At 42.4% G+C, this 25,355-nt stretch carries 19 protein-coding genes and 1 riboswitch; of the genes, 12 read left to right on the forward strand and 7 right to left on the reverse strand.

Annotated elements, in window-relative coordinates; all coding sequences use genetic code 11:
* Nucleotides 1-30: 30 nt before the first annotated feature.
* The 5 genes from RMX69_RS10010 to lnt all read left to right on the forward strand — a co-directional run bounded on the left by RMX69_RS10010 (nucleotide 31) and on the right by lnt (nucleotide 7,683).
* On the forward strand, nucleotides 31-582 hold the full coding sequence (locus tag RMX69_RS10010) for a Chromate resistance protein ChrB (protein ID WP_322637361.1): 552 nt from the start codon (nucleotides 31-33) through the stop codon (nucleotides 580-582).
* A gap of 273 nt (nucleotides 583-855) precedes the next feature.
* Complete coding sequence (locus RMX69_RS10015; protein ID WP_322637362.1) at nucleotides 856-1,725, forward strand: zinc metalloprotease HtpX; 870 nt, start codon at nucleotides 856-858, stop codon at nucleotides 1,723-1,725.
* A gap of 312 nt (nucleotides 1,726-2,037) precedes the next feature.
* Nucleotides 2,038-3,342, forward strand: a complete 1,305-nt coding sequence (locus tag RMX69_RS10020) for a chloride channel protein (protein ID WP_322637363.1) — start codon at nucleotides 2,038-2,040, stop codon at nucleotides 3,340-3,342.
* A 152-nt stretch (nucleotides 3,343-3,494) separates the two neighbouring features.
* Nucleotides 3,495-6,098 carry a DNA topoisomerase (ATP-hydrolyzing) subunit A gene (gene gyrA / locus RMX69_RS10025; RefSeq protein WP_289796320.1) on the forward strand — a complete coding sequence of 868 codons (2,604 nt, stop codon included), beginning with the start codon at nucleotides 3,495-3,497 and terminating at the stop codon, nucleotides 6,096-6,098.
* Nucleotides 6,079-7,683 (forward strand): apolipoprotein N-acyltransferase, encoded by a 1,605-nt coding sequence (gene lnt, locus RMX69_RS10030; protein ID WP_322637364.1) that lies wholly within the window; start codon nucleotides 6,079-6,081, stop codon nucleotides 7,681-7,683. Before gyrA ends, lnt begins: the two co-directional genes overlap by 20 nt.
* Nucleotides 7,684-7,958: 275 nt before the next feature.
* On the opposite strand, the gene RMX69_RS10035 is transcribed toward lnt, so the two are convergent.
* Genes RMX69_RS10035 through RMX69_RS10045 form a run of 3 tightly spaced genes read right to left on the reverse strand, consistent with a single transcriptional unit; the run spans nucleotide 7,959 to nucleotide 10,607 of the window.
* A complete protein-coding gene (locus tag RMX69_RS10035; protein ID WP_322637365.1) occupies nucleotides 7,959-8,570 on the reverse strand; it encodes an rRNA large subunit pseudouridine synthase E in 612 nt (203 codons plus the stop codon).
* A 54-nt stretch (nucleotides 8,571-8,624) separates the two neighbouring features.
* On the reverse strand, nucleotides 8,625-9,887 hold the full coding sequence (locus RMX69_RS10040) for a sensor histidine kinase (RefSeq protein ID WP_289796317.1): 1,263 nt from the start codon (nucleotides 9,885-9,887) through the stop codon (nucleotides 8,625-8,627).
* 45 nt (nucleotides 9,888-9,932) lie between these two features.
* Nucleotides 9,933-10,607, reverse strand: coding sequence for a response regulator transcription factor (locus RMX69_RS10045; protein WP_322637366.1), 675 nt, complete (start codon nucleotides 10,605-10,607; stop codon nucleotides 9,933-9,935).
* Nucleotides 10,608-10,820: 213 nt separating this feature from the next.
* On the opposite strand from RMX69_RS10045, the gene RMX69_RS10050 reads away from it, so the two are divergent.
* Nucleotides 10,821-11,480, forward strand: coding sequence for a hypothetical protein (locus tag RMX69_RS10050; RefSeq protein ID WP_322637367.1), 660 nt, complete (start codon nucleotides 10,821-10,823; stop codon nucleotides 11,478-11,480).
* An 830-nt stretch (nucleotides 11,481-12,310) separates the two neighbouring features.
* A complete protein-coding gene (locus RMX69_RS10055) occupies nucleotides 12,311-12,688 on the forward strand; it encodes a hypothetical protein (RefSeq protein WP_322637368.1) in 378 nt (125 codons plus the stop codon).
* Nucleotides 12,689-13,057: 369 nt separating this feature from the next.
* On the opposite strand, the gene RMX69_RS10060 is transcribed toward RMX69_RS10055, so the two are convergent.
* Nucleotides 13,058-15,796: a cation-transporting P-type ATPase gene (locus RMX69_RS10060; RefSeq protein ID WP_322637369.1), complete on the reverse strand. Its 2,739-nt coding sequence runs from the start codon at nucleotides 15,794-15,796 to the stop codon at nucleotides 13,058-13,060.
* A gap of 481 nt (nucleotides 15,797-16,277) precedes the next feature.
* Here RMX69_RS10060 and RMX69_RS10065 point away from each other — a divergent pair, with 481 nt between their 5' ends.
* Complete coding sequence (locus RMX69_RS10065; RefSeq protein ID WP_289796312.1) at nucleotides 16,278-17,270, forward strand: 2-hydroxyacid dehydrogenase; 993 nt, start codon at nucleotides 16,278-16,280, stop codon at nucleotides 17,268-17,270.
* Nucleotides 17,271-17,349: 79 nt separating this feature from the next.
* Nucleotides 17,350-17,446: riboswitch (TPP riboswitch) on the forward strand.
* A gap of 7 nt (nucleotides 17,447-17,453) precedes the next feature.
* The gene (thiC, locus tag RMX69_RS10070) at nucleotides 17,454-18,827 is read left to right on the forward strand and encodes a phosphomethylpyrimidine synthase (protein WP_322637370.1); all 1,374 of its coding nucleotides are present in this window, start codon (nucleotides 17,454-17,456) and stop codon (nucleotides 18,825-18,827) included.
* Between the two features lie 229 nt (nucleotides 18,828-19,056).
* Here thiC and RMX69_RS10075 read toward each other — a convergent pair whose 3' ends face one another.
* Nucleotides 19,057-21,045: a S8 family serine peptidase gene (locus RMX69_RS10075; RefSeq protein ID WP_322637371.1), complete on the reverse strand. Its 1,989-nt coding sequence runs from the start codon at nucleotides 21,043-21,045 to the stop codon at nucleotides 19,057-19,059.
* Nucleotides 21,046-21,161: 116 nt separating this feature from the next.
* On the opposite strand from RMX69_RS10075, the gene RMX69_RS10080 reads away from it, so the two are divergent.
* The 3 genes from RMX69_RS10080 (at nucleotide 21,162) to RMX69_RS10090 (ending at nucleotide 22,612) form a co-directional block, all read left to right on the forward strand.
* Entirely contained in the window at nucleotides 21,162-21,284 is a 123-nt protein-coding gene (locus RMX69_RS10080) for a hypothetical protein (RefSeq protein WP_289796310.1), read from the forward strand.
* Nucleotides 21,285-21,355: 71 nt separating this feature from the next.
* Nucleotides 21,356-21,640, forward strand: coding sequence for a hypothetical protein (locus RMX69_RS10085; protein WP_289796309.1), 285 nt, complete (start codon nucleotides 21,356-21,358; stop codon nucleotides 21,638-21,640).
* 75 nt (nucleotides 21,641-21,715) lie between these two features.
* The gene (locus RMX69_RS10090) at nucleotides 21,716-22,612 is read left to right on the forward strand and encodes a DUF4351 domain-containing protein (RefSeq protein ID WP_322637372.1); all 897 of its coding nucleotides are present in this window, start codon (nucleotides 21,716-21,718) and stop codon (nucleotides 22,610-22,612) included.
* A gap of 98 nt (nucleotides 22,613-22,710) precedes the next feature.
* On the opposite strand, the gene RMX69_RS10095 is transcribed toward RMX69_RS10090, so the two are convergent.
* Both RMX69_RS10095 and RMX69_RS10100 read right to left on the reverse strand, forming a co-directional pair.
* Complete coding sequence (locus RMX69_RS10095) at nucleotides 22,711-23,883, reverse strand: hypothetical protein (RefSeq protein ID WP_322637373.1); 1,173 nt, start codon at nucleotides 23,881-23,883, stop codon at nucleotides 22,711-22,713.
* A 169-nt stretch (nucleotides 23,884-24,052) separates the two neighbouring features.
* Nucleotides 24,053-25,330, reverse strand: a complete 1,278-nt coding sequence (locus RMX69_RS10100) for a decarboxylase (RefSeq protein ID WP_322637374.1) — start codon at nucleotides 25,328-25,330, stop codon at nucleotides 24,053-24,055.
* Nucleotides 25,331-25,355 lie beyond the last annotated feature (25 nt).

Here is a 25,355-nt window from a genome sequence, read left to right on the forward strand (position 1 = left end):
ATTCAATGCAACACTTGTTACAATATCTCTATGGATAGACAATCTTGGAATCTATTGGTGTACAAAGTACCTGCACAGCCTTCGACGCAGCGGGTGTATGTATGGCGTAAACTTAAGGGATTGGGCGCACTTTATTTACAGCAGTCGGTGTGCTTGCTACCACAGCGAGAAGACTTGCAGAGCCATTTAAAAGAATTGAAAGCGGACATTACAGCAGGTGGCGGTGAAGCAGATTTATTCACCATTTGGATTGATGAACCTGAGCAAAATGCTATGTTGGTAGAGCGCTTCCAACAGCAGTCAGACCAAGAATATCAAGAGTTTTTGGGGCAATGTCGAGATTTACATAGCGAATTGAGCGAGGAACGGAAAATAAGTAACCTCACTTTTGCAGAATTAGAAGAGAATGAGGCGGAACTAACGAAACTGCGTTCTTGGTTGCCAAAAATTCGCGATCGCGATTTGTTTGATGCCCCAAAATACTCACAAGCCACTGAAACTTTAAAGGCGTGCGAATTAGATTTTCAGCTATTTTCCCAACAAATATATCAAGCACAAGGAATAGACTCAGAATCTTTATAAGTAAATGGATCTTAAATAATTGCATAGGCATAGGCAACACCTCAGTATCGCCCTTGTAATTTCTGCCTAGATAAATAATTTATTCCTATAGATAGATGCGTTTTTAGTATTTATAAATATTAATTATATGACTAAAACTTAAGTAGGAAAACCGTACTTATCTGATAGGTTTTCTGTACCATATATCTAAGTTTAGCTGGGTAAAATCAAAATGTAGCTGAAGTAATGCTGTTTTCTGAAAAATTTACACAGCATTAGCAGGAGAGCAAAAATATGACAAATCAATTAAAAACGGCTGCAATGCTTGCTGCACTAAGTGGTCTTTTGATTGCAATTAGTTACTGGGTAATTGGCGGTTCTGGTGGTTTGATTATCGGGATTGGCTTGGCAGCAGCAACCAATCTGTTTTCTTGGTATCAATCAGATAAAATTGCCCTAGCAGTATACCAAGCACAGCCAGTAAGTGAAAGGGAAGCACCAGGACTTTATCAGATGGTGCAGAGATTGAGCGATCGCGCTAACATTCCCATGCCTAGAGTTTACATCGTTCCAAGCCTTGGCGCTAACGCCTTCGCTACAGGGCGCGATCCAGAACACGCTGCTGTGGCTGTCACCGAAGGTATTCTAAATATATTGCCAGACGATGAACTCGAAGGTGTTATCGCCCACGAGCTAACCCATATTATTAATCGTGACACCCTCACACAAGCCGTTGCTGCGACTGTGGCTGGTGCGATCTCATTCCTAGCCCAAATGGTTAGTTACAGCCTATGGTTTGGTGGTGGTTCGCGAGATGACAACAGAGGTGGAAATCCTTTAGGAGTTTTATTAACAGTCATGCTTGCGCCGATAGCTGCGACAATCATTCAGCTAGCAATTTCGCGCACACGAGAATTCTCTGCTGATGCAGGTTCTGCTAAATTAACTGGTAATCCCCGCGCCTTAGCTAGGGCATTGCAACGCTTAGAAGCCTCAGCAAAGCAGATGCCTTTAAATGCTAATCCAGCTTATGAGCCGTTATTAATTATCAATTCCATCTCTGGACAGTTTTTGGGTAACTTATTTTCCAGTCACCCAGCTACAGAAATGCGAGTTGCAGCATTGTTGAAATTAGAGCAACAACTGCCAACAAAAGCTTATTAATTTGTTATTTGTCATTAGTCACTTGTACTGAGTTTCGACTGCGCTCAACTACCGCGTAGTCGAAGGCGTGGTAACAGAGCGTAGTCGAAGGCGTGGTAACTGAGCGTAGTCGAAGTGCAGCCTCTCGTAGAGAAGGGCGGGCTACGCCTAAGCAGATAAATATTTTAGGGGCGTACAGATGTACGCCCTTTTTTATAGCCCGTCAAAAATATCGCTCTTTGTAGACCAAAAATGATTCACTAAACTAAATAGCCCTTACCATAAAAAACGTAAATATTCAGTACTCTAGGTTTCACAAATAGGAAATAAGCAGTGTTACCAAACAAGCCCCCCGCCAACAATCAAACTCAACGCTGGACATTTGCTCAACTTTTTGGACTGGTAAAGCGTAATCCCCTAATGATTTCGCAGTGGGTTATCCGCTGGATAGTCGTGGGGACTGCTGGTGGTCTGTTTGCAGCGTTGTACTGGAATATTCTAGAGTTTTTAACTCACAGACTCCAGCGATTTGAGGGTTTTAGCCTCCTGATAGTGATGCCACTTAGCGGTTTAATTATCGGTCTGGTGATTCATTTTTTAGGAAATCCCGGTGAAATCGCTGTGATTGTTGATAATATTCATTTTCGTGGCGGACGCCTAGATGTTCGCAAAAATCCTTCCATGATTCTTGCTTCTCTAGTCAGCATCTCGGCAGGCGGTAGTGCTGGGCCAGAAGCGCCACTGGTACAGGTAACAGGTTCTTTTGGTACTTGGATTGCCGATCGCTTAAAACTCCAAGGTGAAGACCTCAGAACCATGAGTTTAGCAGCAATGGCGGCTGGCTTCACTGCCTTATTTGGCGCACCTCTTGGCGGTGCGATGTTCGCTTTGGAGATTTTGCACCACGAGCATATTGTGGAATATTACGAAGCCTTAATGCCAGCCATTGTTTCGAGTTGCGCTAGCTATCTGGTGTTTGCAGCAATTACACATTTGGGTATTGCCCCTACTTGGCATTTTCCTCAGTATCACTTAGAAAGGATTGATGATTTTGCGATCGCGATCGCATTTGGAATTATCGGGGCTGTAGCGGGATGGATTTTTATGGGCATTTTTCGCGGCTGCGATGCCTTTTGGCAAGCCGTTTCACCAACTTCTGTTCCCATTTATGTACGTACAACACTAGCAGGAGTGGGACTTGGCATTTTAGCAGTATTATTACCCCTCACCCGTTATTTTGGACATGAAGAGTTAGATTCAGTCTTGATTGCTAACTTTGGTGCTGTTTTTCTCTTAACTCTAGCTCTTGGGAAAATGGCTGCCATTAGCATTACGGTAACAGGTGGGTGGCGCGGTGGATTCATCATTCCCCTATTTTTCACTGGTGCTTGCATTGGTAAAGCAGTAGCAATCTTAGTTCCGGGACTCGATCCTGCCCTTGCGATGATTTGTACAATGGCGGCTGTCAACGCAGCCGTAACGCGCACACCGATAAGTACGACTTTGCTACTGTCAAAACTGACTAACTTAAGTCCCTTTACGCCAATCCTTTTTGCCAGTTTGGTGGGATTTTTTCTTGCCCCTAAAGTTCCCCTGATCGCATCTCAACTCAAATCCCAGAGAGAAGCTACAGATTGAACAATTGCCTGAGTTAGCTGCCCAGGCAATAAAAAGCAATATATGCTAAGATTGTATCAAATTATAGCAATTATTCAAGAGCAATTTAGAATAATTTTGCGCTTTGTTGAGTAAACAAGCTAAAATCTACGATTTTTGGAGATTTTTAGGTTATGACAACCTCACAGGAGAGGATTATCCCGATTGACTTGCGAACCGAAATGTCGCAGTCTTATCTGGAATACGCCATGAGCGTGATAGTGGGTCGGGCGTTGCCAGATGCCAGGGATGGTCTAAAACCTGTGCATCGTCGCATTCTCTACGCAATGCACGAGCTAGGTCTGCTCCACGATCGCCCCTTTAAGAAATGCGCCCGTGTAGTGGGTGAAGTATTGGGTAAATATCACCCCCACGGTGACACAGCAGTATATGATGCCTTGGTGCGGATGGCGCAGGATTTTTCCATGCGATCGCCCCTAGTTAACGGACATGGTAACTTTGGTTCGGTAGACAACGATCCGCCAGCCGCCATGCGGTACACTGAATGCCGCTTGCAAGCTTTAACTAGCGCTGGTTTACTCCACGACATTGAGTATGAAACCGTAGACTTTGCCGATAACTTCGACGGTTCCCAGCAAGAACCCACAGTTTTACCAGCACGGATTCCCCAGTTACTACTTAACGGTTCCTCTGGGATTGCCGTGGGCATGGCCACCAACATTCCCCCCCACAATTTGGGCGAATTGATCGATGCTTTGGTGGCTGTAATCCACAATCCAGAAATCACCGATCTCGAATTAATGCAGTATGTCCACGGCCCAGACTTTCCGACTGGGGCGCAGATTTTGGGAACATCAGCCATTCGAGAAGCTTATACTACCGGGCGTGGTTCCATCACTATGCGTGGTGTCGCCAACATTGAAACCGTTGAACAACGGGGACGCCCAGATAGAGAAGCAATTATCATCACCGAATTGCCCTATCAAACCAACAAAGCGGCGCTGATTGAAAAAATCGCCGAAATGGTGAACGAGAAGCGTCTAGAAGGGATTGCAGATATCCGGGATGAAAGCGATCGCGACGGGATGAGAGTTGTCATCGAACTCAAGCGTGATGCTTACCCTCGCGTCGTTTTAAACAACCTTTACAAGCAAACGCCGCTACAAGCCAACTTCGGCGCGAATATGCTGGCGTTGGTGAATAGCGAACCCCAAGTACTCACCCTCAAGCAGTTTTTAACCGTCTTCTTGGATTTCCGTATCGAATCCATTGCCAGACGCACCCGCTACGAACTGCGGAAAGCCGAAGAACGCGACCATCTATTGCAAGGGTTATTAATTGCCTTAGCCCAGTTAGATCCAATTATCGTCTTGATTCGTCATGCTCCCGATGCACCTACAGCTAAAGGTGAGTTGATCACAACTTACGGACTTTCAGAAGTGCAAGCAGATGCGATTTTGCAAATGCAATTGCGGCGCTTGACTGCCTTAGAAGCAGACAAAATTCGTTTGGAACACGAGGAATTACAAGCGAAGATTACCGACTTGCAAGATATTTTGGCACGTCGGGAGAGAGTGCTAGAAATCATTGAAACTGAAGTCGGGCAACTCAAAACTAACTTCGCCACACCCCGCCGCACGATAATTTTACCAGGGGAAGGGGAATTAGACGATCGCGACCTGATTGCCAATGAAAAAGCGATAATTCTGGTGACAGAGCAAGGCTACATCAAACGAATGCCAGTTAACACCTTTGAAGCCCAAAGCCGTGCTACCAGAGGCAAAGCCGCAGCCAAGGTGAAAGATGATGATACCATTGAGCATTTCTTAACTTGCTGCGATCACGACAGTATTTTATTCTTTAGTGAGCGTGGTGTTGTTTATTGCCTGAGAGCCTATCAAATCCCAGCGAGTTCGCGTACCAGTCGCGGCACACCAATCGTCCAGATGTTACCGATTCCCAAAGAGGAAAAAATCACCTCAATTGTACCCGTTGACGAGTTTAGCAGCGAAGAATATCTGGTCATGCTCACTAAGGGCGGCAATATCAAGAAAACCGAATTGGCAGCCTTTAGTCACATTCGCGCCAATGGCTTGATTGCCATTTCCTTAGAAGAAGGCGACCAACTCCGCTGGGTGCGACGCGCTAGAGTTGAGGACAGCGTAATCATTGGTTCTCGTAACGGGATGGCGATTAACTTCCGGTGCAACCACGAACAACTGCGTCCTTTAAGTAGGGCGACTCGTGGGGTGAAAGCCATGAAACTTAAGAATAAAGATGAGCTGGTGGGTATGGATATTCTGCCCGCAGCAATTCTGGAAACTTTGGATGTTACAGAAGCAGAAATTGAAGATATCGAAACAATCGAAACAGAAGATATCGAAATTACCGAAATTACTGAAGAGTCCGCAGAAGTGCCTAGCAGTGGCGTAGTTGGCCCTTGGGTGTTGGTAATTACAATGGGTGGATATGGTAAGCGCGTACCAGTTGCTCAATTCAGGCTGCAAAATCGTGCTGGTCAGGGTTTAATGGCAACCAAGTTCAAAAACCGCAAAACCAAGGACAAGTTGGCAACCCTACGCATTGTGAACAACGATGATGATGAAATCATGATGGTGACAAATCGCGGTATTATCATCCGTCAAGCGGTGAATGCGATTTCTATCCAATCGCGATCGGCAACTGGAGTCAGAGTGCAGCGTTTAGACGAAGATGACGCTATTACCGGAGTAGCAATAGTTCCACCTGATGCTGTCGATGCAGAAGAAGCAGAATAAAAAGCAGGGGGAGAGGTTAATCGCCTTACTCCCCTATTTGATTGCATTCGCTAGCGGCATTTTAATGGGGCTAACCGTAGCCCCAGTAGGTGCATGGTTCTTGGCTTGGATTGCCATAGTTCCCTTATGGGTGCTAGTTGTCACTTCAGCCAAAGGTAAAAACAAATTCCCCCCGGCTTTCCTATGGGGTATTGGTTTTCACGGTGTCGCCCTATTCTGGATTACCGGAATTCATCCGATGACATGGTTGGGCGTTCCTTGGTTGCCAAGTTTGGCAATTACGATTTTTTGTTGGGGATTTATCAGCTTCTTGGGAGGGGTATTCCTTACTATTTGGGCGGCTGTGATGGTTCGCCTAGCCGGACAAAAACCGTGGCTACGTATACTAATTGGTACAGCCGTTTGGTGCGGTTTAGAAAGTCTGTGGAGTGCTGGCCCTCTGTGGTGGAGTTCTCTTGCGTACACACAAAGCCCGCATAATCTCGTAATTGTACATCTGGGTCAACTGTCTGGGTCTAATACTGTGACAGCAGCGATCGTTGCCATTAATGGTTTAATTGCTGAAGGATGGATGAACCGCAGAGAGGCAGAGAGAATTTCCTCTGTGTCCTCCGCGCCTCTGCGGTTCGTTAATAAATACTGGGTTATCGCCACAGGACTATTAATTACCTTACACTTGATTGGTTTTATCTTATACAGCCGCCCCATCGCTCAACCCCCAGAAGCGGCTTTAAAAGTGGGGATTATTCAGGGTAATATCCCGAACCGACTTTTACGAAGTTCCGAAGGGTTTCGTCGCGCCCAAGAAAATTACACCAATGGATATCTAACTTTAGCAAATCAAGGTGTAGATGCAGTCCTGACCCCAGAAGGAGCCTTACCTATTTTCCAGCGTAACTTGATGCAAACTGCTTTAGTCGCAGCAGTGAAAGAAAAAGGCGTAGTTGCTTGGATTGGGGCTTTTGGCGAACGGGGAGATAGTTATACAATTAGTTTGTTTACTTTCAACAGTAAAGGTGAAATTGTCAGCCGCTACGATAAGTCCAAACTAGTACCTCTGGGAGAATATATTCCCTTTGAAGGGATTTTAGGTGGACTAGTTCAGCGCTTGTCGCCTTTGGATGCACACCAAGTTGCTGGCTCAGCAAATCAGCTATTTGACACTCCTTTTGGTCGCGCGATCGCTAGTATATGTTATGAATCTGCTTTTCCCGAACAATTTCGCCGTCAAGCGGCGGCGGGTGGGCAGTTTATTCTCAGTTCTTCTAACGATGCCCATTACACTGCATCCATGCCATTCCAGCATCATGCACAGGATATCATGCGGGCAATTGAAACTGATAGATGGTCAGCACGGGCAACTAATACCGGATATTCAGCCTTTGTAGATCCTCATGGCAGAACCTTATGGATGTCTGGATATAATACCTACGAAACTCATGCTGAAACAATTTATCGGCGACAGACACAAACTTTATATGTGCGTTGGGGTGATTGGTTAACACCGTTGTTATTGATCTCCTCTGGAGGAACTTGGCTAGTAATTCGCGCTATAAAGAAATTTAGTAATGTTGGAAATCTTTAGCATATTAATGGCAAGTCAACGTAGAAACTCGACTTCCTGTTAAGGGACTTCTAAATAAAAAAATATCCAATTAACTCCTGTGGGGTGGGCGTCTCGCCCGCCCAGTTGATATGGCGGGCAAGATGCCCACCCCACAATATTGGATAATTTATTTCTTGAAGTTCCCTAAGCAATTTTTTCCTTCTCTTTCTTTTCTCTGCGTCCTCTGCGCCTCTGCGGTTCGTAAAAAAAATGACTTTGACAAAGACTGCTAGGCTTAACCCAAGCGTATTGTGTTATTGGGCATTGGCTTTTGAGGGAAAACTTTTCGATTTACTAAAATTATCGAGTTCAGAAGCGGTGAGGTCACGCCATTGACCCAATTGTAGGTCATCTAATTGTAGGTGAGCGATGCTAACTCTAACCAGTCGCAAAGTCGGAAACCCAACAGCCGCAGTCATGCGCCTTACTTGGCGGTTTTTTCCCTCTGTTAAAGTCATTTCCAGCCAAGCTGTCGGTACATTTTTACGAAATCTAATTGGTGGAGTGCGTTCGGGTAACTGTGGTTCTTCTGATAGAAGCTCAACTTCTGCTGGTTGAGTGCGGTAATCTTGAATTTCCACACCTGTTTGCAACCTTTTGATAGCCTCTGCATCTGGAATTCGCTCTACCTGTACCCAGTAAGTACGTTTATGACCAAAACGCGGATGGGCGAGGCGATGTTGCAATTGTCCATCATTTGTTAACAGCAGCAATCCTTCACTATCCCAGTCCAAGCGTCCCACAGGATACACATCAGACACATCAATATAATCTTTTAGGGTGCTATGTGTGGGGGCATCTTTTGTAAACTGGCTGAGAACGCCATAGGGTTTGTAAAAAATAATATATCGGTAATGATTGGGCATGGCGCATTGGACTTCTGAATTCTCTTTTAACAATAGAAGCAGAATTTATAAATCTTACTTTAGAGGCAAAGCAATTTGTAAAATTGTACCTTCTTGGAATACACTCTTAATAGTAATTTTACCACCATGAGATTCAACTATTTGTTGGACAATAGCTAACCCTAAACCAAATCCTCCAGTTTGACGCGATCGCTTTTTATCCACTCGATAAAATCGTTCAAAAATATATGGCAAATCAGCTTCAGGAATCCCAATACCATTGTCTATAATTTGAATTACACCCCAATGTGATTGGGTAAATAATTGCAATTGAACTTGGCCACCAGTAGGAGTATATTTACAAGCATTATTAAGTAAATTTATAACTACTTGACGGAGCAAGTCGGCATCGCCAAGCACCGTTATATTATTATTTGGTAGTTTGCAAACTAAACTAAGATGTTGTGCATCTGGTTGAGTGGCATAATCATCTGTTATCTGCGCAAGCAAATTATTTAAGTCAATTACTTGTAATGATTCAGTCGGTAATTGTCCTTGAGAACGTGCCAGAAACAGCAGATTATTTACTAGAATACTCATTGACTTAGCGATATCAAAAATCTTTTGGAAGCGCTGACGTTGCATCTCCAAATCGGTAGATTTAGATAAAAAGCCGTACTGAGCATTACTAATAATTGCTGTCAGAGGCGATCGCAATTCGTGGGAAGCATCAGCTGTAAACCTTTGCAGATGATGGTAATTGTGGCGAATTGGTTGCATTGCTAGCCCTCCCAACCACCAACCTGTGAGGGCAACTACAGCTAAAGTTATAGGCGCTGAGATAGCCAAAACCATACGGAATTCAGCTAAAGCGCTTTCAGTAGCTATCATCGGCATCGCTGCCTGCAAATAACCAATTAATAAACCATTTTGGTAAACAGGCAACGTTACCTGACGTAGCCAGACTTTACTATCAGTCTTGATAGTATCAAACCCACCTGAGATTGAAAGGCGATCGCTAGGAATCGTACCAAAAAATTGTACCAGCTGCTTTTGCTCATCGTACCAGCTTGCATACACTAGTTGACTATCCGGCAATGGTTGTACCATACTTCCCAACAATGGTACATGTTCCAAGTCTACCTGTCGCTGGCCATTATGCAGCTCCGACTTGACATTAGCTGCCATCACACTCGTTTTTTTATAAAGTAATCGATCTAGTTCCTCCAACTCATCTATGACTTCCCAGTAGTACACTACCGCCGCAAACACAATTAAAATACTGCCCATTGTTAGCGTGAACCAACTTGCAAGATTGCGACGGCTGCGATTAAACATAAGTAATCGTTAGTAATGTTATTATTCTTCTCACTCTCCCAGTTTTTATTCTTGAGGATTTAAGCGATAACCCATACCATAAACTGTTCTAATCCAGTCTTCTGCACCCAATACTTGCAAGCGCTGCCGCAACTTGCGTATTAGCACAGTTAGGGCATTGCTTTCTGGTTCCATACCGTACTCCCACAAAGCTTCTTCAATCTGGTTGCGAGTTAAAACCTGATTGGGATGACGCATCAGGTATTCTAGTAATTGTCCTTCACGTGGAGATAATTCTACTTTTACCTGACTCCGTTCTACACTTAATTCAGCTAAATGAAATTGTAAATCTGCTATACGTAAACTATATCCCTGCCAATTAGGAACTCTTCGCCCCAAAGCACGTACTCGTGCTAACAGTTCTACCAAGTCAGCAGGTTTAACTAAATAATCATCGGCTCCTGCGTCTAAACCCATAACTTTGTCGGCTGTGGTATCTTTAGCAGTTAACATCAATACTGGTGCATTTTTACCAGAGAGACGATACTGGCGACACAAAGCCAACCCACTAATTGTTGGTAACATCCAGTCCACAATTAATAGATCGTAATCTTTTTGCGAAATCAGCCATTGGGCAATTTCCCCGTCTTCTGCGGCATCTACAATATATCCTGCCTCGGAGAGAATACCTTGTAGTGGTTCTAATTGTTCTAAGTCATCTTCTACTAGTAAAATCCGCATAAAACTTTTTGGTATGAAGCCTTGCCAGAGAATTATTAACTCTCTTTTAAAATTAGATATGTTAATTACCTCTATGTCTTCTATCTAATTTTAGATTTTAACTTTCAGATTATTCTTCATCAGGAATAAAGTATATCTGTCAACAGGTAGTTACAAACCATGCTATACCTTCGTGACTATTGAAATTTAGGGTTATCTATAAAATTACAAAATATGCCTGATTTACGTCCAAAAATTTTACTATTGTTTCTACCTCTGCTATTAGTAGGAATTGCCTTTTGGGCTGGTAGTGATTTCCTAACAAAGCAATTATTAAGTTTCTCTTACAGAACGCCAGATAAATTGCAAGCTGATAAACTACTACAGGTTTTGCTCAAGCTTAATTTTACAGTAATTGATCTGAAGATACAGGAACAACAAAACTTTACTCAAGTTCAAATTAAAACGGCAAACTCCATCATTAAAAGGTTAGAACTAGAAATTCCTAATTCAAAATTTACCGAAGTAGCGATCGCACAAAAATTAGGATTGTATCCTCAAATTAAAAAACTAAAACGTAATCAACAAATACAAATACAAATTCCCTTGAATTTGACAGCAATCAAAGCTGAAATTCAAAAAAAACAAGGATTTAGCTTTGTCGAAGTTAGAACGGCTAATAGTCCTCTAAAAAAGTTGAATTTTGCACTGCCAATAACTGAAGTTAATATATTAGAAGTCATGATTGCTCAATTACTTAATTTATCTCTTGAAGATGTCAGAAAACTTATAAGTTATCAAGTTAAAAATCAATCGCGTTTAAAACCACAACCTAAACAACGCATACAAATAGAAAAAGATGCTAAAACTGAGACAATCTCAATTAGTAATTGAAATTGCAAGGGAGCTAGAGCCAAACCCCAAATTAGAAGAATTGTCCCGCTGATCATAGCAGTAATGCGACTAATTTCGTCTTTAGTATTGAAAGCTAAGAAAAAAGTTGCTAAACCAATTAATAATAAGATTAAGCTACTCATAAACATATTTCTGAGTTGTACTGTTTTTTGTGAAGCTGTATATACAGCAGAATTCAGGAGTAAAACACACTTCATATCAGTCTTTAAGACGAATCGTTGTATTCTTTACCTTCCTTGAAACCTGTTGTATTTCCTCCTGTGTCTTACCGTTAGCTTGGGCGGACTACAGGGAAGGCTTGTTATGTGCATCTTAATACAGAATTGGTATTAGTAATTAAAAATCAATCAATACAAATTTACCATATCGCATACAGCAATCCTATTTGAGTTGTGAAAATTACCGAACCGCCATCTCTACGAGAGGCTTCCGCCAACGCGCAGCGTCTCGTTAGAGAAGAACGCCAAGAAAACAAGCAGATAATTAAGTATACTAAAAACCCCCGTTTCCATTCCTCTCCCCGAAGTGAAAATAAAGTTATTGTCTTCCTGTCACTTTCTGCTCACATTTTTTTTGTAGATTTTTTAATGTAAATACAATACTTGTCGGATTTTGGGGAAAGAAAAAACCTTTAACCCAAACTCAGTAACCTTTTTATCAAACCAAATTCCAGTTTAAAATTCTTAACCTAGCAGTATTGAATGTAAATAGAATTAGTATGAAAGTTTCAGTAATAAACTAATTCACAACTATCTTTAAATTTATTTAAAGGATATATGAAAAATTATTTTATATCAAAGGTAAATAACATGGAATCCAATAAAAATTTCAATATATATATACCAGATGAATTAAAACTTTATTCAAGTTCAACAAACATATCTAGAGAAATATCGAGTACAGAAAAGGGTGATAGCGAAAATTTAATTAGAGAGAATACAACTACTGCCATAACTTCAGATCCATCTCTAATTTTGGCTCCTTTTATATTGTTAGTAATGGGTGGGACAGTTATTCTTCATAAGATAAAACTGTCGCGTCAGACTTACGACATAAAAAATTCAAATGACTTTCCCTGTCAAAATTGCCATTTTTTTTCAAAGAACAGCTATCTCAAGTGTGCAGTGAATCCTTCTCTGGTTTTCACAAAAGCAGCAATTAATTGTTGTGATTATCAGCCGTTGTAATATCATGTCCGCTTGATTACTTACTAAACCCCAAGAACCCCACCCCGCCAAAGCTGCGCTTTGTCTCCCCTCCCCGCTTGCGGGGAGGGGCTGGGGGTGGGGTGCAATGACTCTGGGAATCATAACTAATTATGCGGACATGATATAACCCATCATAAAAATTAGATATTCCAATATTTCATGGTAAAAGCAAAGTTAAATAAACAATTATTAAAACAATTTCTTCCTGGCACTCACATTGTTTTCTATAGCTTTGATATAGGTAAGTGAGAAGCAAAGCAAGTAATTAGAGTAAACGGCACAACCCTTTATCTATGAGTAGTGCCTGAGAATGTAGCTGTAAATTTGGGATTAGGTTAGGAGAGTAAATCAGTTGAGAGGGTCGAAACGATTTACTATAATTGATACTCCAATCATTGGCAATCCTATAAGGAAGCAAATTAACCATTGATTTAAATTCAGTGGAGCAGTATAAAATAAGCTATTCATTAAGTTCCACTGACTAAAAATAATCTGCAAAACTATTGTAGTAGCGATACCAATTCCCATTGCTGAGGCATCACTAAATGTCTGTCTGACTCCCCGAATCGTATTAACTAGAGCCGTTCCTAATTGACTAATACTTAAAAGATAAAAAATTCTTCCGGCGACTAAAGCCTGAATTGCCATTGTTCGGGCTAAATCGATATTTCCTGTAGTTTGTCGTATCCATTCAAATACACCAAAAATCAAAATCCAGTTAAAGAGAGAAATTGCTATAATCCGTTTGACTAAACTTTTAGAAAGTAACGGTTCGCGGGGGCTGCGTGGTGATTGTTCCATTACCCGTTCAGACTTTGGCTCAAAGGCTAAGGGTACTGTCATGGCAATGGAATTCACCATATTCAGCCACAAAACTTGTAAAGATAAAATGGGCAATTCTCTGGCAAATAATACACTAATCAAAATCGTCATCGATTCGCCACCATTAACGGGTAGGATAAAGGCGATCGCTTTGAGCAAATTTCGATAAACAGTCCGCCCTTCCTCAACGGCAGCTTCTATTGAGGCGAAGTTATCATCAGTCAAAATCATATCTGAGGCTTCTTTGGCTACCTCTGTACCAGCGCCTCCCATTGCAATACCAATATCTGCTTGTTTTAGGGCTGGTGCATCATTAACACCATCCCCAGTCATGGCAACAACCTCTCCTTTAGCTTGCAGGGCTTCAACGATGCGAAGTTTCTGTTCTGGTGCAACACGGGCGAATACTGCCCCATCTTCTATCGCTGTAGCCAGTTCTGATTGATCCATTTGCGCCAGTTCACTGCCTGTAAAAGCGAGAACTTCGCCATTTTTATTAAAGCCCATACTTTGAGCGATCGCTCTTGCAGTCACAGCATGATCGCCTGTAATCATTTTGACTTGAATACCAGCATTTTGACAGGCTTCTACAGCCTTGATAGCCTCACTTCTGGGCGGATCGATCATCCCTTGCAATCCCAAGAAAACCAAATTCTTTTCGATATCTGCATGATCGAGTGAATCTTGAGCATTGGATACAGATTTATTCGCAAAAGCTAGTACCCGTAAACCAAGATTCGCCATCACATCAACTTCTTGATGTATGGTTTCTGGATCTACAAAGGTAAGGTTTCCCTCAGCATTTAACATCTGCTGACAACGTTTCAGAATTGCCTCTACCGAACCTTTGACGTAAATAGTTTTAACTCGTGAAGAATTTTCTCTACTCCCATCGTCATGCAAAGTTGCCATGTATTGAAACTCAGACTCAAATGGGATAACATCTAGTCTGGGCATTTGGGCTTCTAAGTTACTGCGATTCAGTCCAACTTTATCAGCAACAGCGATCAATGCTCCCTCTGTAGGATCACCAAAAACCTGCCATAGTCCTTCCTTTTGTTCTAGATACGAGTCATTGCATAACAAACCGGCTTTGAGACATTCTGCTAAAGCCGGAAGATTCTGCCAATCTATTGGCTGTTCATCTAATAAAATTTCTCCTTCTGGCGCATATCCCGTACCAGTGGCCGTATATTGTTCACCGCCTACATAAATTGCTTGTACAGTCATCTGGTTTTCAGTTAGCGTCCCAGTTTTGTCAGAACAGATGACTGTAGCACCGCCAAGAGTTTCCACCGCTGGCAATTTCCGAACGATCGCATTTCGCCGCGCCATCCGCGAAACCCCGATTGCTAGTGTCACAGTTACTACAGCTGGCAATCCTTCAGGAATCGCACTCACAGCAAAAGCAACAGCCGCTTCAAACATTTCTGCCCAGGTATTGCCGTATCCCAACCCGACGGCAAATGTCAACGCCGCGATGCCGAGAATGATGTACAGCAGGGTGCGGCTAAATTTATCAAATTTTCGAGTCAGGGGAGTTTTCAGGCTCGTTCCTTGCTCAATCAGTTGGGAAATGCGCCCGGTTTCCGTGGCTTCTCCAATGGCCACCACAATTCCACTACCAGTACCAAAAGTTACAAAGCTACCAGCATAAGCCATATTGAGGCGTTCGGCTAAGGCTGTATCTGTATTCAATGGCTGGGTATTTTTTTCGGTAGCGACTGACTCACCCGTAAGTGCTGATTCATTCACTTGCAGATTTCGGGACTTTATCAAACGCAAATCCGCTGGTACTTTATCGCCAGAAGTGAGTAGTACCAAATCCCCAGGTACTAACTCCATTGAAGGAACTTGTATCTTTTGACCGTTGCGAAGGATAGTTGCATTAGTTTGTACTGAAGAAGCTAAAGCTGCGATCGCACTTTCAGCTTTCGATTCTTGAATAAAACCGATAATCGCATTAATTAAGGTTACACCCCAAATTACCCAAGCATTTACCCATTGTCCAATTAAGGCTTTAATTGCACCCGCAATCAGCAAAATGTACAGTAACGGTTGGTTAAATTGCAACAAAAATCTTAATACTGGGCTGGTTCCACGTTTGCCCTTAAGTTCATTAGCACCAAAACGTTCTTGTCGTTTTACTACCTCATCTGAAGTTAAACCTGTTTCTAGATTTGCCTCTAAATGTTGAGCTACCTTTAATGCCGGTAGATTGTGCCATTCACGTGGCTGGATGATTTTTTCAGATGTTACTGTCATTTTGTTTCCGCCAAAATTGACTATTAGCCGATTGGTAAAATTATGAGAAATAAATGTGATGGAAATATGAGCGAAGTGCGGCATTCCATATCTGTAGTAATTCGGCAAACATCGCAATTTGGAGCAGTACGGTAGGGGCGCAAGGTAATTTTCAACAAAGAAAATACCTAGCGACTTTTGACAACTCTTGGAGACGCTACGCGTAGCTTGCTTAAGAGCAGGGGTACACTCAACTCTCGATCTATCAGTTGGTTGAGCGAACTTGTACTGAGCGACTCGTGCCGAGCGGAGCCGAGGTAAGTCGAAGTAGCCGAAACCAACGGCATCAGTATATTTATTCTTGTAAATCACCCAAGCCTTGCGTCCCTAGATAGCAATTAAAAATGTCCCAGCTACGCTCGTTGTAGACATCGCTTTTCTAAAGGTCAAGGTATTATGTACTCGAACGACCGTGCAGCATACATAAAATCTGAGGTTTTGCATGAAAGTAGCAGTTTTCAGTACAAAAGCCTACGATCGGCAGTTTTTGTCAGCTGCAAATTCTCCTATCCAACACGAATTAGTATTTTTTGAACCCCGTTTAAATCGAGATACAGCTATCCTGGCTGCCGAATTTCCGGCGGTTTGCGTATTTGTCCACGATCAGGTTGATGCCCCAACTTTAGAACTTCTCGCCTCACGGGGAACTCGTCTAGTAGTCCTTCGCTGTGCAGGGTTTAACAATGTAGACTTACAAGCCGCGGCAGACTTAGGAATTACCGTTGTGCGTGTTCCCGCCTATTCACCTTATGGGGTTGCAGAACACGCCGTAGGATTGATTTTAAGCCTAAATCGCAAAATTCATCGTGCCTACAACCGTGTCCGAGAAGGCAATTTTTCTTTAGATGGACTGTTGGGATTTAATTTGTATGAGCGTACAGTGGGAATTGTCGGCACTGGCAAAATCGGTCTGATTTTAGGACAGATTATGAAAGGGTTTGGCTGTCAACTACTCGCCTATGATGTTTATCGCAATCCCGAATTGGAGGCGCTAGGTGGAAAGTATGTAGAACTACCTGAGCTATTTGCCAATTCTGATATTATCTCCCTGCATTGCCCCCTAACTCCTGAAACCCATCACTTAATTAATACTGAGGCTATAGAAAAAATTAAGCCAGGTGTGATGCTAATTAATACTAGCCGAGGAGCGTTGATTGATACCCAAGCAGTAATTGAGGGATTGAAGTCTGGTAAAATTGGCTATCTTGCTGTAGATGTCTACGAACAAGAATCGGAATTATTCTTTGAGGATTTGTCTGGGGAAATTATTCAAGATGATATTTTCCAGCATCTGACAACGTTCCCCAATGTACTGATTACCGGACATCAAGCCTTTTTTACAGCAGAAGCTCTCTACAATATTGCAGAAACAACTTTTGCTAATATTACCGATGTTGAACAGGGTCGTCCTTGTGCAAATGAAATTCGCGCCTAAACCCTAAAATCCAAAATTGTAATTACCTCATAAAATTGTTAACACCCTTGCTCCCAGATATAACGAAGGTGATACACTACATCCATGCTAGGGGTGCCTACATAACCAGGCTGAGATCACACCCTTAACACCTGAGTCTGGGTAATACCAGCGGAGGGAAGCTGTTTATTGAGGAATTACAATATGCGGACTGAATGGGTTGCTAAACGACGTGGGCAGGTTAATGTATCTCAAATGCACTACGCTCGCCAAGGTGTTATCACCGAAGAAATGCACTACGTCGCCAAACGGGAAAATCTCCCAGCCGATCTCATTCGTGAGGAAGTAGCGCGGGGAAGAATGATTATCCCGGCTAATATTAATCACACTAACCTAGAGCCGATGGCTATTGGCATTGCCTCTAAATGTAAGGTAAATGCTAATATCGGCGCTTCCCCCAACTCTTCTAATCTTCAGGATGAAGTTGATAAACTGAATCTGGCGGTGAAGTACGGTGCTGACACCCTGATGGATTTGTCCACAGGCGGCGGTAATTTGGACGAAATTCGTACCGCAATTATCAAGGCTTCACCTATTCCCATTGGTACGGTTCCTGTTTACCAAGCTTTAGAAAGTGTCCACGGCACAATTGAGAATCTGACTGCTGATGATTTTCTCCATATCATCGAAAAGCACGCCCAGCAGGGAGTAGACTATCAAACTATCCACGCTGGGATTTTGATTGAGCATTTACCTTTGGTAAGAAACCGCATTACTGGCATTGTCTCTCGTGGCGGCGGTATTTTGGCGCGGTGGATGTTGCATCACCACAAACAAAACCCGCTTTATACCCACTTCAAAGACATTGTTGAGATTTTCAAGAAGTACGATGTCTCCTTCAGTTTAGGGGATTCCCTGCGTCCTGGCTGCGCCCATGATGCCTCAGATGAAGCACAATTAGCTGAATTGAAAACTCTGGGACAGCTAACTCGCAAAGCCTGGGAAGATGATGTACAGGTGATGGTGGAAGGGCCTGGACACGTGCCAATGGATCAAATTGAGTTCAATGTCCGTAAGCAAATGGAAGAGTGTTCGGAAGCACCTTTCTATGTTTTAGGGCCATTGGTGACAGACATTGCTCCTGGTTATGACCATATCACTTCAGCCATTGGAGCCGCGATGGCTGGATGGTACGGTACTGCAATGCTGTGCTATGTAACACCTAAAGAACATTTGGGTTTACCAAATGCTGAAGATGTCAGAAATGGGTTGATTGCCTATAAAATAGCGGCTCATGCAGCTGATATTGCTAGACATCGCCCTGGTGCAAGGGATAGAGATGATGAACTTTCTAAGGCGCGTTACAACTTCGATTGGAACCGTCAATTTGAATTATCACTCGATCCAGAAAGAGCTAAGGAATATCACGATGAAACTTTACCAGCAGATATCTATAAAACTGCTGAGTTTTGTTCGATGTGTGGGCCTAAGTTCTGTCCAATGCAAACTAAGGTTGATGCTGATGCGCTGACAGAATTAGAGAAGTTCTTGGCGAAAGAGGCTGTGACTCAAAGTTAATTGAAACGGGGCATGGGGCATGGGGCATGGGGCATAGGGTATGGGGAAAGAATGCAGCAACTTCTCTTTATCTCCCTCATCCCCCTCATCCCCTCACACTCCCTAACTCAAACGTATTGGTTTAAGGGACTTCCAGAAAATAAATTATCCCATTTTCATCGTGGCAGATTCTTTCTCCTCTGCTTCCTCTACATACACAACGATGGAATATTTTTTTAGTTGGAAATCCCTAAAATCCCATTTCAATAGTCAAACTGCGAATTTTTCCTGTATCTCCTTCAGCTTTATCTGCAACTTCCAGAGTCCAGGTTCCTTGGGGACTTTTACCTTTAAAGGCAGCAAGTTTTGGGGTGTTTACCTCGTCATAAGTTGTTTTAATATTATCTGTAGCTCCACCCTGGCGATCGTGCAGATTTATGGGAAGTATGCCTGTTTGCACCGGGGGAAGGAGAGTAACTATCAGATCCCCAATATAAGTATGCTCGATATCTACATTAACTTTGATGGATTTTAGGAGGGTGGTATTAGCGATCGCCACCGATAATGTTGATGTTTGCAAGTCGTTAATTGGCACATCTTGCACTGCTTGGAATCTGCTGATGGGCGATGTTTGCGGTGGCTTGGCCAATTCTACAGCTTTCAGAGCATTGATTCGACCGTAACCGTAGAAAGGACTGCGACCATTGGCATCATATTTACCTCCGGCTGAATCAATGCGATCGCAGGAGCGTTTAAAAATGTCTCGTACTTCATCCCAACGCAGATTTGGATTTCTGGCAAGAATCAAGGCTGCTACACCTGCTGCACCTGGACAAGCACTGGAAGTTCCGCCAAATTCGTTCGTATAGTTGCCTAAAGCCTCACCCAGATTTCGATTACCCGAATTATAGCCAAGTACACCAGAGCGATCGGTTGTCCAAATTCCAGTGGTTTGAGAAATATCACCATTGTTGCTGGGGAAGGCGCACCAAACCGCCTGACCAAAGTCACTGTAAGCGCTTCTCGTGCCGTAGTCGTTACAAGCTGCCACTGCAATCACCTTTTGGTAGCTGGCGTAGCCGTCGTTATCGACGCTTTCGTTACCATTGCCAGCTGCAAATAAAATTACACAGCCCTTGCCGTTGCGCCCTTTATTGATTGCAAAGTCTATAGCCAGCCGTGTGGAATCAGGCAAAGGTACTTTCTGGTTGTGTACAGGATCGTCTGGCTCAAACCAAGTACCATCTGCTGGGCCCCAGCTGCAAGAAATAACATCAGCACCATTTTGAGCCGCCCAAATAAAAGCATCTGCTTCATCCTGCGATCCCAACGCTGAAGCTAAACGAATCGGCATGAGTTTTGCCCCCGGTGCTACACCAGATGCCCCAAAGTTACCGTTTGCACACGCTACTCCTGCACAGGATGTACCGTGGTTATTATCGTTTCCCGGTCTGGGATTGTTCGTTTTACGTGTGACATCTCGTGGGGCAACAATCTTACCAGAAGAACGGAACTCTTCATGATCGAGATCCATACCATCGTCGATAATTGCAATAATTATCCCAGTGCCATTGCTCAACTTCCAAGCTGCTTCAACGTTGGCATGGGCGTTAATTGTCTTACCATTAATTGTTGTTTGCTTTAAGTGCCACTGCTGCGGGAAAACCTGACGTTGGCGTGACTCACGCGCTAGTTCGGGATGGCACAGTTCAACTGATTCCTCATTTAGAAGTCTCTCGGCGATGTCAAAGACGGCTATACCAGTATTTGCAGGGGCACTGACAAAGTAAGCATTTCGTGCATATTCAAGTTGGCGTTTAATTGTTAAGTTGTAACGTCTTAAAACCTCTTGGCAGACCCTTGACTCTTCTTCGCTATCAAATTTAACAAAAAGGTTTTCAGTGTAAATTACAGGTTGTTGAGATACTGGATCGATTAAGACACGTCCGGCAAATTGGACTTCAGACTCATTGTTGAGAATTTCACGAGCGCGATCGCGCAGAGCGACACCCTGATTCGGAACTTTCGCTTGTAAAATTTCTACACCCGCTTGCCGAAACCGTGTTTTTAACTCAAATTGATTAAGGATGCTACGAGCCGTGGGTGATACAGGTGCGACTTCAAAGGATCTTGCACCAACCAAAGTGCTGCGGCTTTCGGTACGCACTACAACGTATTCGTTACTGATAGCAAATTCATACTGTTGGCCGTTCTGTCCACCATAGCGAACCTGAACCATTGTTTAATCTCCTAAATGTTTTGAAAATTGGGAATTGGGAAAACCGTATTATGCCTTACTTTTAACGACGGTGCGATGTCTACGGTGTCACTGAGCCTGTCCTGAGCGTAGCCGAAATGAGCCGAAGTGCGGGCTACGCCTACGCAGTTTTTTCAGGCGAACCCAATCAATCAGAACAGGGTATATTAGACCTCTTGCAAAAGTGCTTTTTGCAAGAGGGAGAAAAGGGAAAAGGTTAAAGGGGAAGGAGACAATACAGAACCTTTTCCCCTTCCCCCTTACCCTTTTCCCGACTTATGCAAGAAGTCTATTGAGTCCGGTTTATACGCTAGAATCCAATGCTTCCTTAGCAGTACCAACTGGACTGGTTTTTATCCGCTTTGCTGAAGGCGTTGATGTGGAATCGCAACGCGAGGTAATTAATCGAGCAGGTTATGAAGTAGCTCAAAGCCTTTCTTATGCGCCTCATACCGCTTGGTTGCGTGCTAAATCAGGTAATATTATTGATGCAATCACTGGGATTTCTCAGTTAGAAGCGATCGCTAATGTTGAGAATGTCGAACCTCAAATGCTTATGGAAAGAGGTTTAAGATAAATTACAAAGTATACATCTGGTAAAGGTAAATAGGGCGATCGCCAATTCATTAGCTAAATAAATTTTTTTGATTGAATGACTAGATTTATCCATGATCAATTTGCAAAAGATTATTTGGAAGAATTACTAAAACCTTATGGAGAAGTCCAAGGTTCTAGCCGTGTGGCGGGAGAAGTTCGAGAAATCGATGTTTTATTTTCTCCTTTAACAGAACAAAGCACGAATTTAGAAACACTAGGATTATTAGGAAGGTTTGCCGCTACAGCAGCCATTTTTGAACCCTTCCGCAACGCTGCATCACAAGAAGAAATTTGTGATTGCCTGTTAAAATTATTAGAAGTAAGGGGTGGATTACAACGTCAAGCAAATCGTAATAAAACTTCCATTCCAGAATTAGAACTTCCTAAATTATGGATACTCACCCCAACAGCATCTACAACACTCTTGTCAGGATTTGGTGCTACTCAAAAGGTAGACTGGCTACCTGGAGTACATTTTATCGCAGAGTATTTGCGGACTGCGATCGTTGCGATTCACCAGTTACCACGCACCCAAGAAACTCTGTGGTTAAGGATTTTGGGTCGAGGAACAGTACAAAAACAAGCAATAGATGAATTAGAAGCACTACCATTAAATCATCCATTTCGCAGAGCAACGCTAGAATTACTTTATAACTTGCGACAAAACTTACAAGTTAATCAAAATTCAGAAGAAGACGATCGGGAGTTAATTATGCGATTAAAACCACTTTATCAGCAAGACCGAGAACAAGCTATACAAGAAGGAAATAAGCAAGGCGAAGAACGTTTAATTATACGTCAACTAAATCGCCGTTTTGGTGAGATTGATTCATCTACTATTGAGCGAGTTCAAGGATTATCTATTGAACAATTGGAGGCATTAGGAGAGGCTTTGTTAGACTTCTTAGATATTTCTGATTTAGAAGCTTGGTTAAATCAACAAATTGAATAAATCTAATCTGTAAATCAATTAAATAAATTTTATGTAAAACTAAGCTTTATTCGTGTAGGGGCAAGTTATGAATTACCCCTACAATTGAAATAAGAATACTAACCAAAACTTTCAACAACGTACATATCATTTCCTGTATTGCCGACTAAAAGCAAGCTACTGTCATCACTTTCTAAAGTTTGGCTACCAGCAATACCCTTTTGCAGAACTTTAATTATTCTTTGGGGAGTGAAAGATTCCAATTCTACAAATTTTCCAGATTCTAACCATGCTAATTCTTCAGCAGATAAACTTTGACGTATTTCTTCAGGCAATTGTTTAGCTGCTTGCGTTGACTCTGGAGAGGATTGAATGAACATTCCGCGCTTAGTAGCGATAATTTGACGTGGTGTCAGTCCGATATCAATAATCACAATCTCGCTATTGAGAAACCAATTAGCGTTGGTTCTCAAATTATGAACTAAAGCAATTCCTCGTGGATTGCAATCATGTACTGCATAGACTTTTAAATCGGGATTGCGGCGCAGCATTTGCATTGTGGTGTCAAAAATGCTTTGGGGATATCCAGTAATGCTGAGGATTGCACAGTTGTTTTCAAAGTGGAAATTATTAGCGATTAATAGTTGAGCAATACTGGCAGTATCACAAACGACTAATCTATCAAAACTGTAAGCAGTTACATCAGGATTAATCGTGGCTGGTGTATTTTCCTGCTTTGGTGAAGGAAGAATTTTGAGAATGGAACCATTTATTTGCTGCCAGCGAGCTAGCCAATCTTGAAACTGAGATTGTGAAAGTAAAAATTCTTGTGTTAAAAATTTAATTCGACCTAATTGTCGAGTTCCTAAATATAACGAGAATAGTCCTGTAATAAGAATAGTAACAAAGAGAATAACTGTTCTCGAACTCAGACTGAGCGTGAAACTGAAGATAATTCCTATACAAAGAAGAATACCTCCTATAATTTGTAAATTTCTAGCATTGTCTTTGCGATTCGTAATGTTGAGTTTACTTGATATGGTATTATTACAAAACTTCCAAATAAATATAAAATTTATTATCAGTGGTACGACAATAAATATTGACGTAAATAAATTAAGAAACAAATAGAGAAATAGCCAACTAAATCGTGAAATTGACTTTGACTTTGACCTTAGACGATTATCTAGAAAATACAGCAGTTGTTTGGGTGTAAAAAATAAGGTATTATTTGCAGAAATATCAGCGATCGCCTTTGCAAAAAAAGGGTCGGTAATCTGAACATTACTCATACTAGTCGGTTCAAAGGCAAAGAGATGATTGCATTTTATACACCGACCTTGATTTGCTATCCGGTCTTTTAGTCTATTGTCAGTTCCGCAGTTAATACACTTCATAATGGTTGTTTTATGTTAGTTATTAATTGTTAGTCAATACGGTTGAGATTGGGCTTGATCCCCCCTAACCCCCCTTAAAAAGGGGGGAACTATCAAGGATCTGATTTGTTAGTAAAACACTGTAGTCTTCTCGTTGGCGAATCAAGCGATGTTTGTCATTTTCTAGCAAGACTTCCGCCGGTTTGGGACGGTGTAAAAAGTGAGAAGACATTGCATAACCATAAGCACCGACATCTAAAATGGCAACGATATCGCCAATTTCTAATGCCGGAAGTTGGCAATTTTTCCCCAGATAATCTCGTGAATATGTGGTGTTACCACAAATATCAGTTGTGAATAGGGAGACGCGATTAATCGCGTCTGTACAAGAGTGGGGAATTGAGGATTTATCTACTTGCTTCCAGGTGATAATTTCTCGGTAGCCGCCGTGTACTGAAGGTACTGAAAGATTAGCAACGGTGGTATCAACTCCAACAATCTGTTTTTCTCCTTGCCATTTTACAGAAACAACTTGAGCAAGCAAAGTTGCACATCCTGCGATCGCACTTCGTCCCGGTTCAATTACCAAATCAATTTCCCGCCCTAAACGAGTAATTCTCTCGGTTAATTCAGCCCCAAATATTTCCCAGTCAAAGGCTGCTTTGTTGTGATGATAAGGGTAGCCAAAGCCGCCACCAAAATCTAGATATTCCCAGTCTGGTAACTGTTGGGCTGTGGCGATGACTGTATCAATCACCTGGGTGAATGCAACTGTAGCGTTAGTTCCCGTCCCTCGATAGAAGTGTAAACCACTCAGCTTTAATCCAAACTCAGCAGTTAAAGCGATCGCATCACCAAATTCTTCTGGACGCACACCAATGCGGCTATCTCCGGTAATTTCCGGTAAATTGAGGCGTAAACCCAGACGAATATTTTTCTCTCTGCGTCTAACTTCGCAGCACAATTGCAATTGAGCAAGACTATCCAGATTGAGAGTTGTAACTCCCCAATTCAAGACTTGTAGCATCTCAGCCCGATTCAAATTACTACCGCTATAAACAATCTCACTAGGATCGAAACCAGCTTGCAATCCCAGATAAATATCTCCTGGCGTATTGGCGTGAAGTCCCCATCCAAAGGAGCGAAAAATTTTTAACAGCGCAATGTTGCCATTAGTAACGCTAGCAAAGCGAAATTGCGTGCGCGGATAACTGACTGCTTTGCTAATCCGCTTAATAGTTTCGCCCAAGCGATCGCCATTATAAACATAAAGCGGAGAACCGTAGTTATTCAGCAACTCTTGAGCAAGTTCTTTAGAGAATGGGAGATTAGGACGATTTTGAGTCAAATTATTTGATACCATTTACCAAAAATACTGATACAGTAAA

The sequence above is a fragment of the Nostoc sp. EspVER01 genome, assembly GCF_034530635.1.
Classification (GTDB): domain Bacteria; phylum Cyanobacteriota; class Cyanobacteriia; order Cyanobacteriales; family Nostocaceae; genus Nostoc.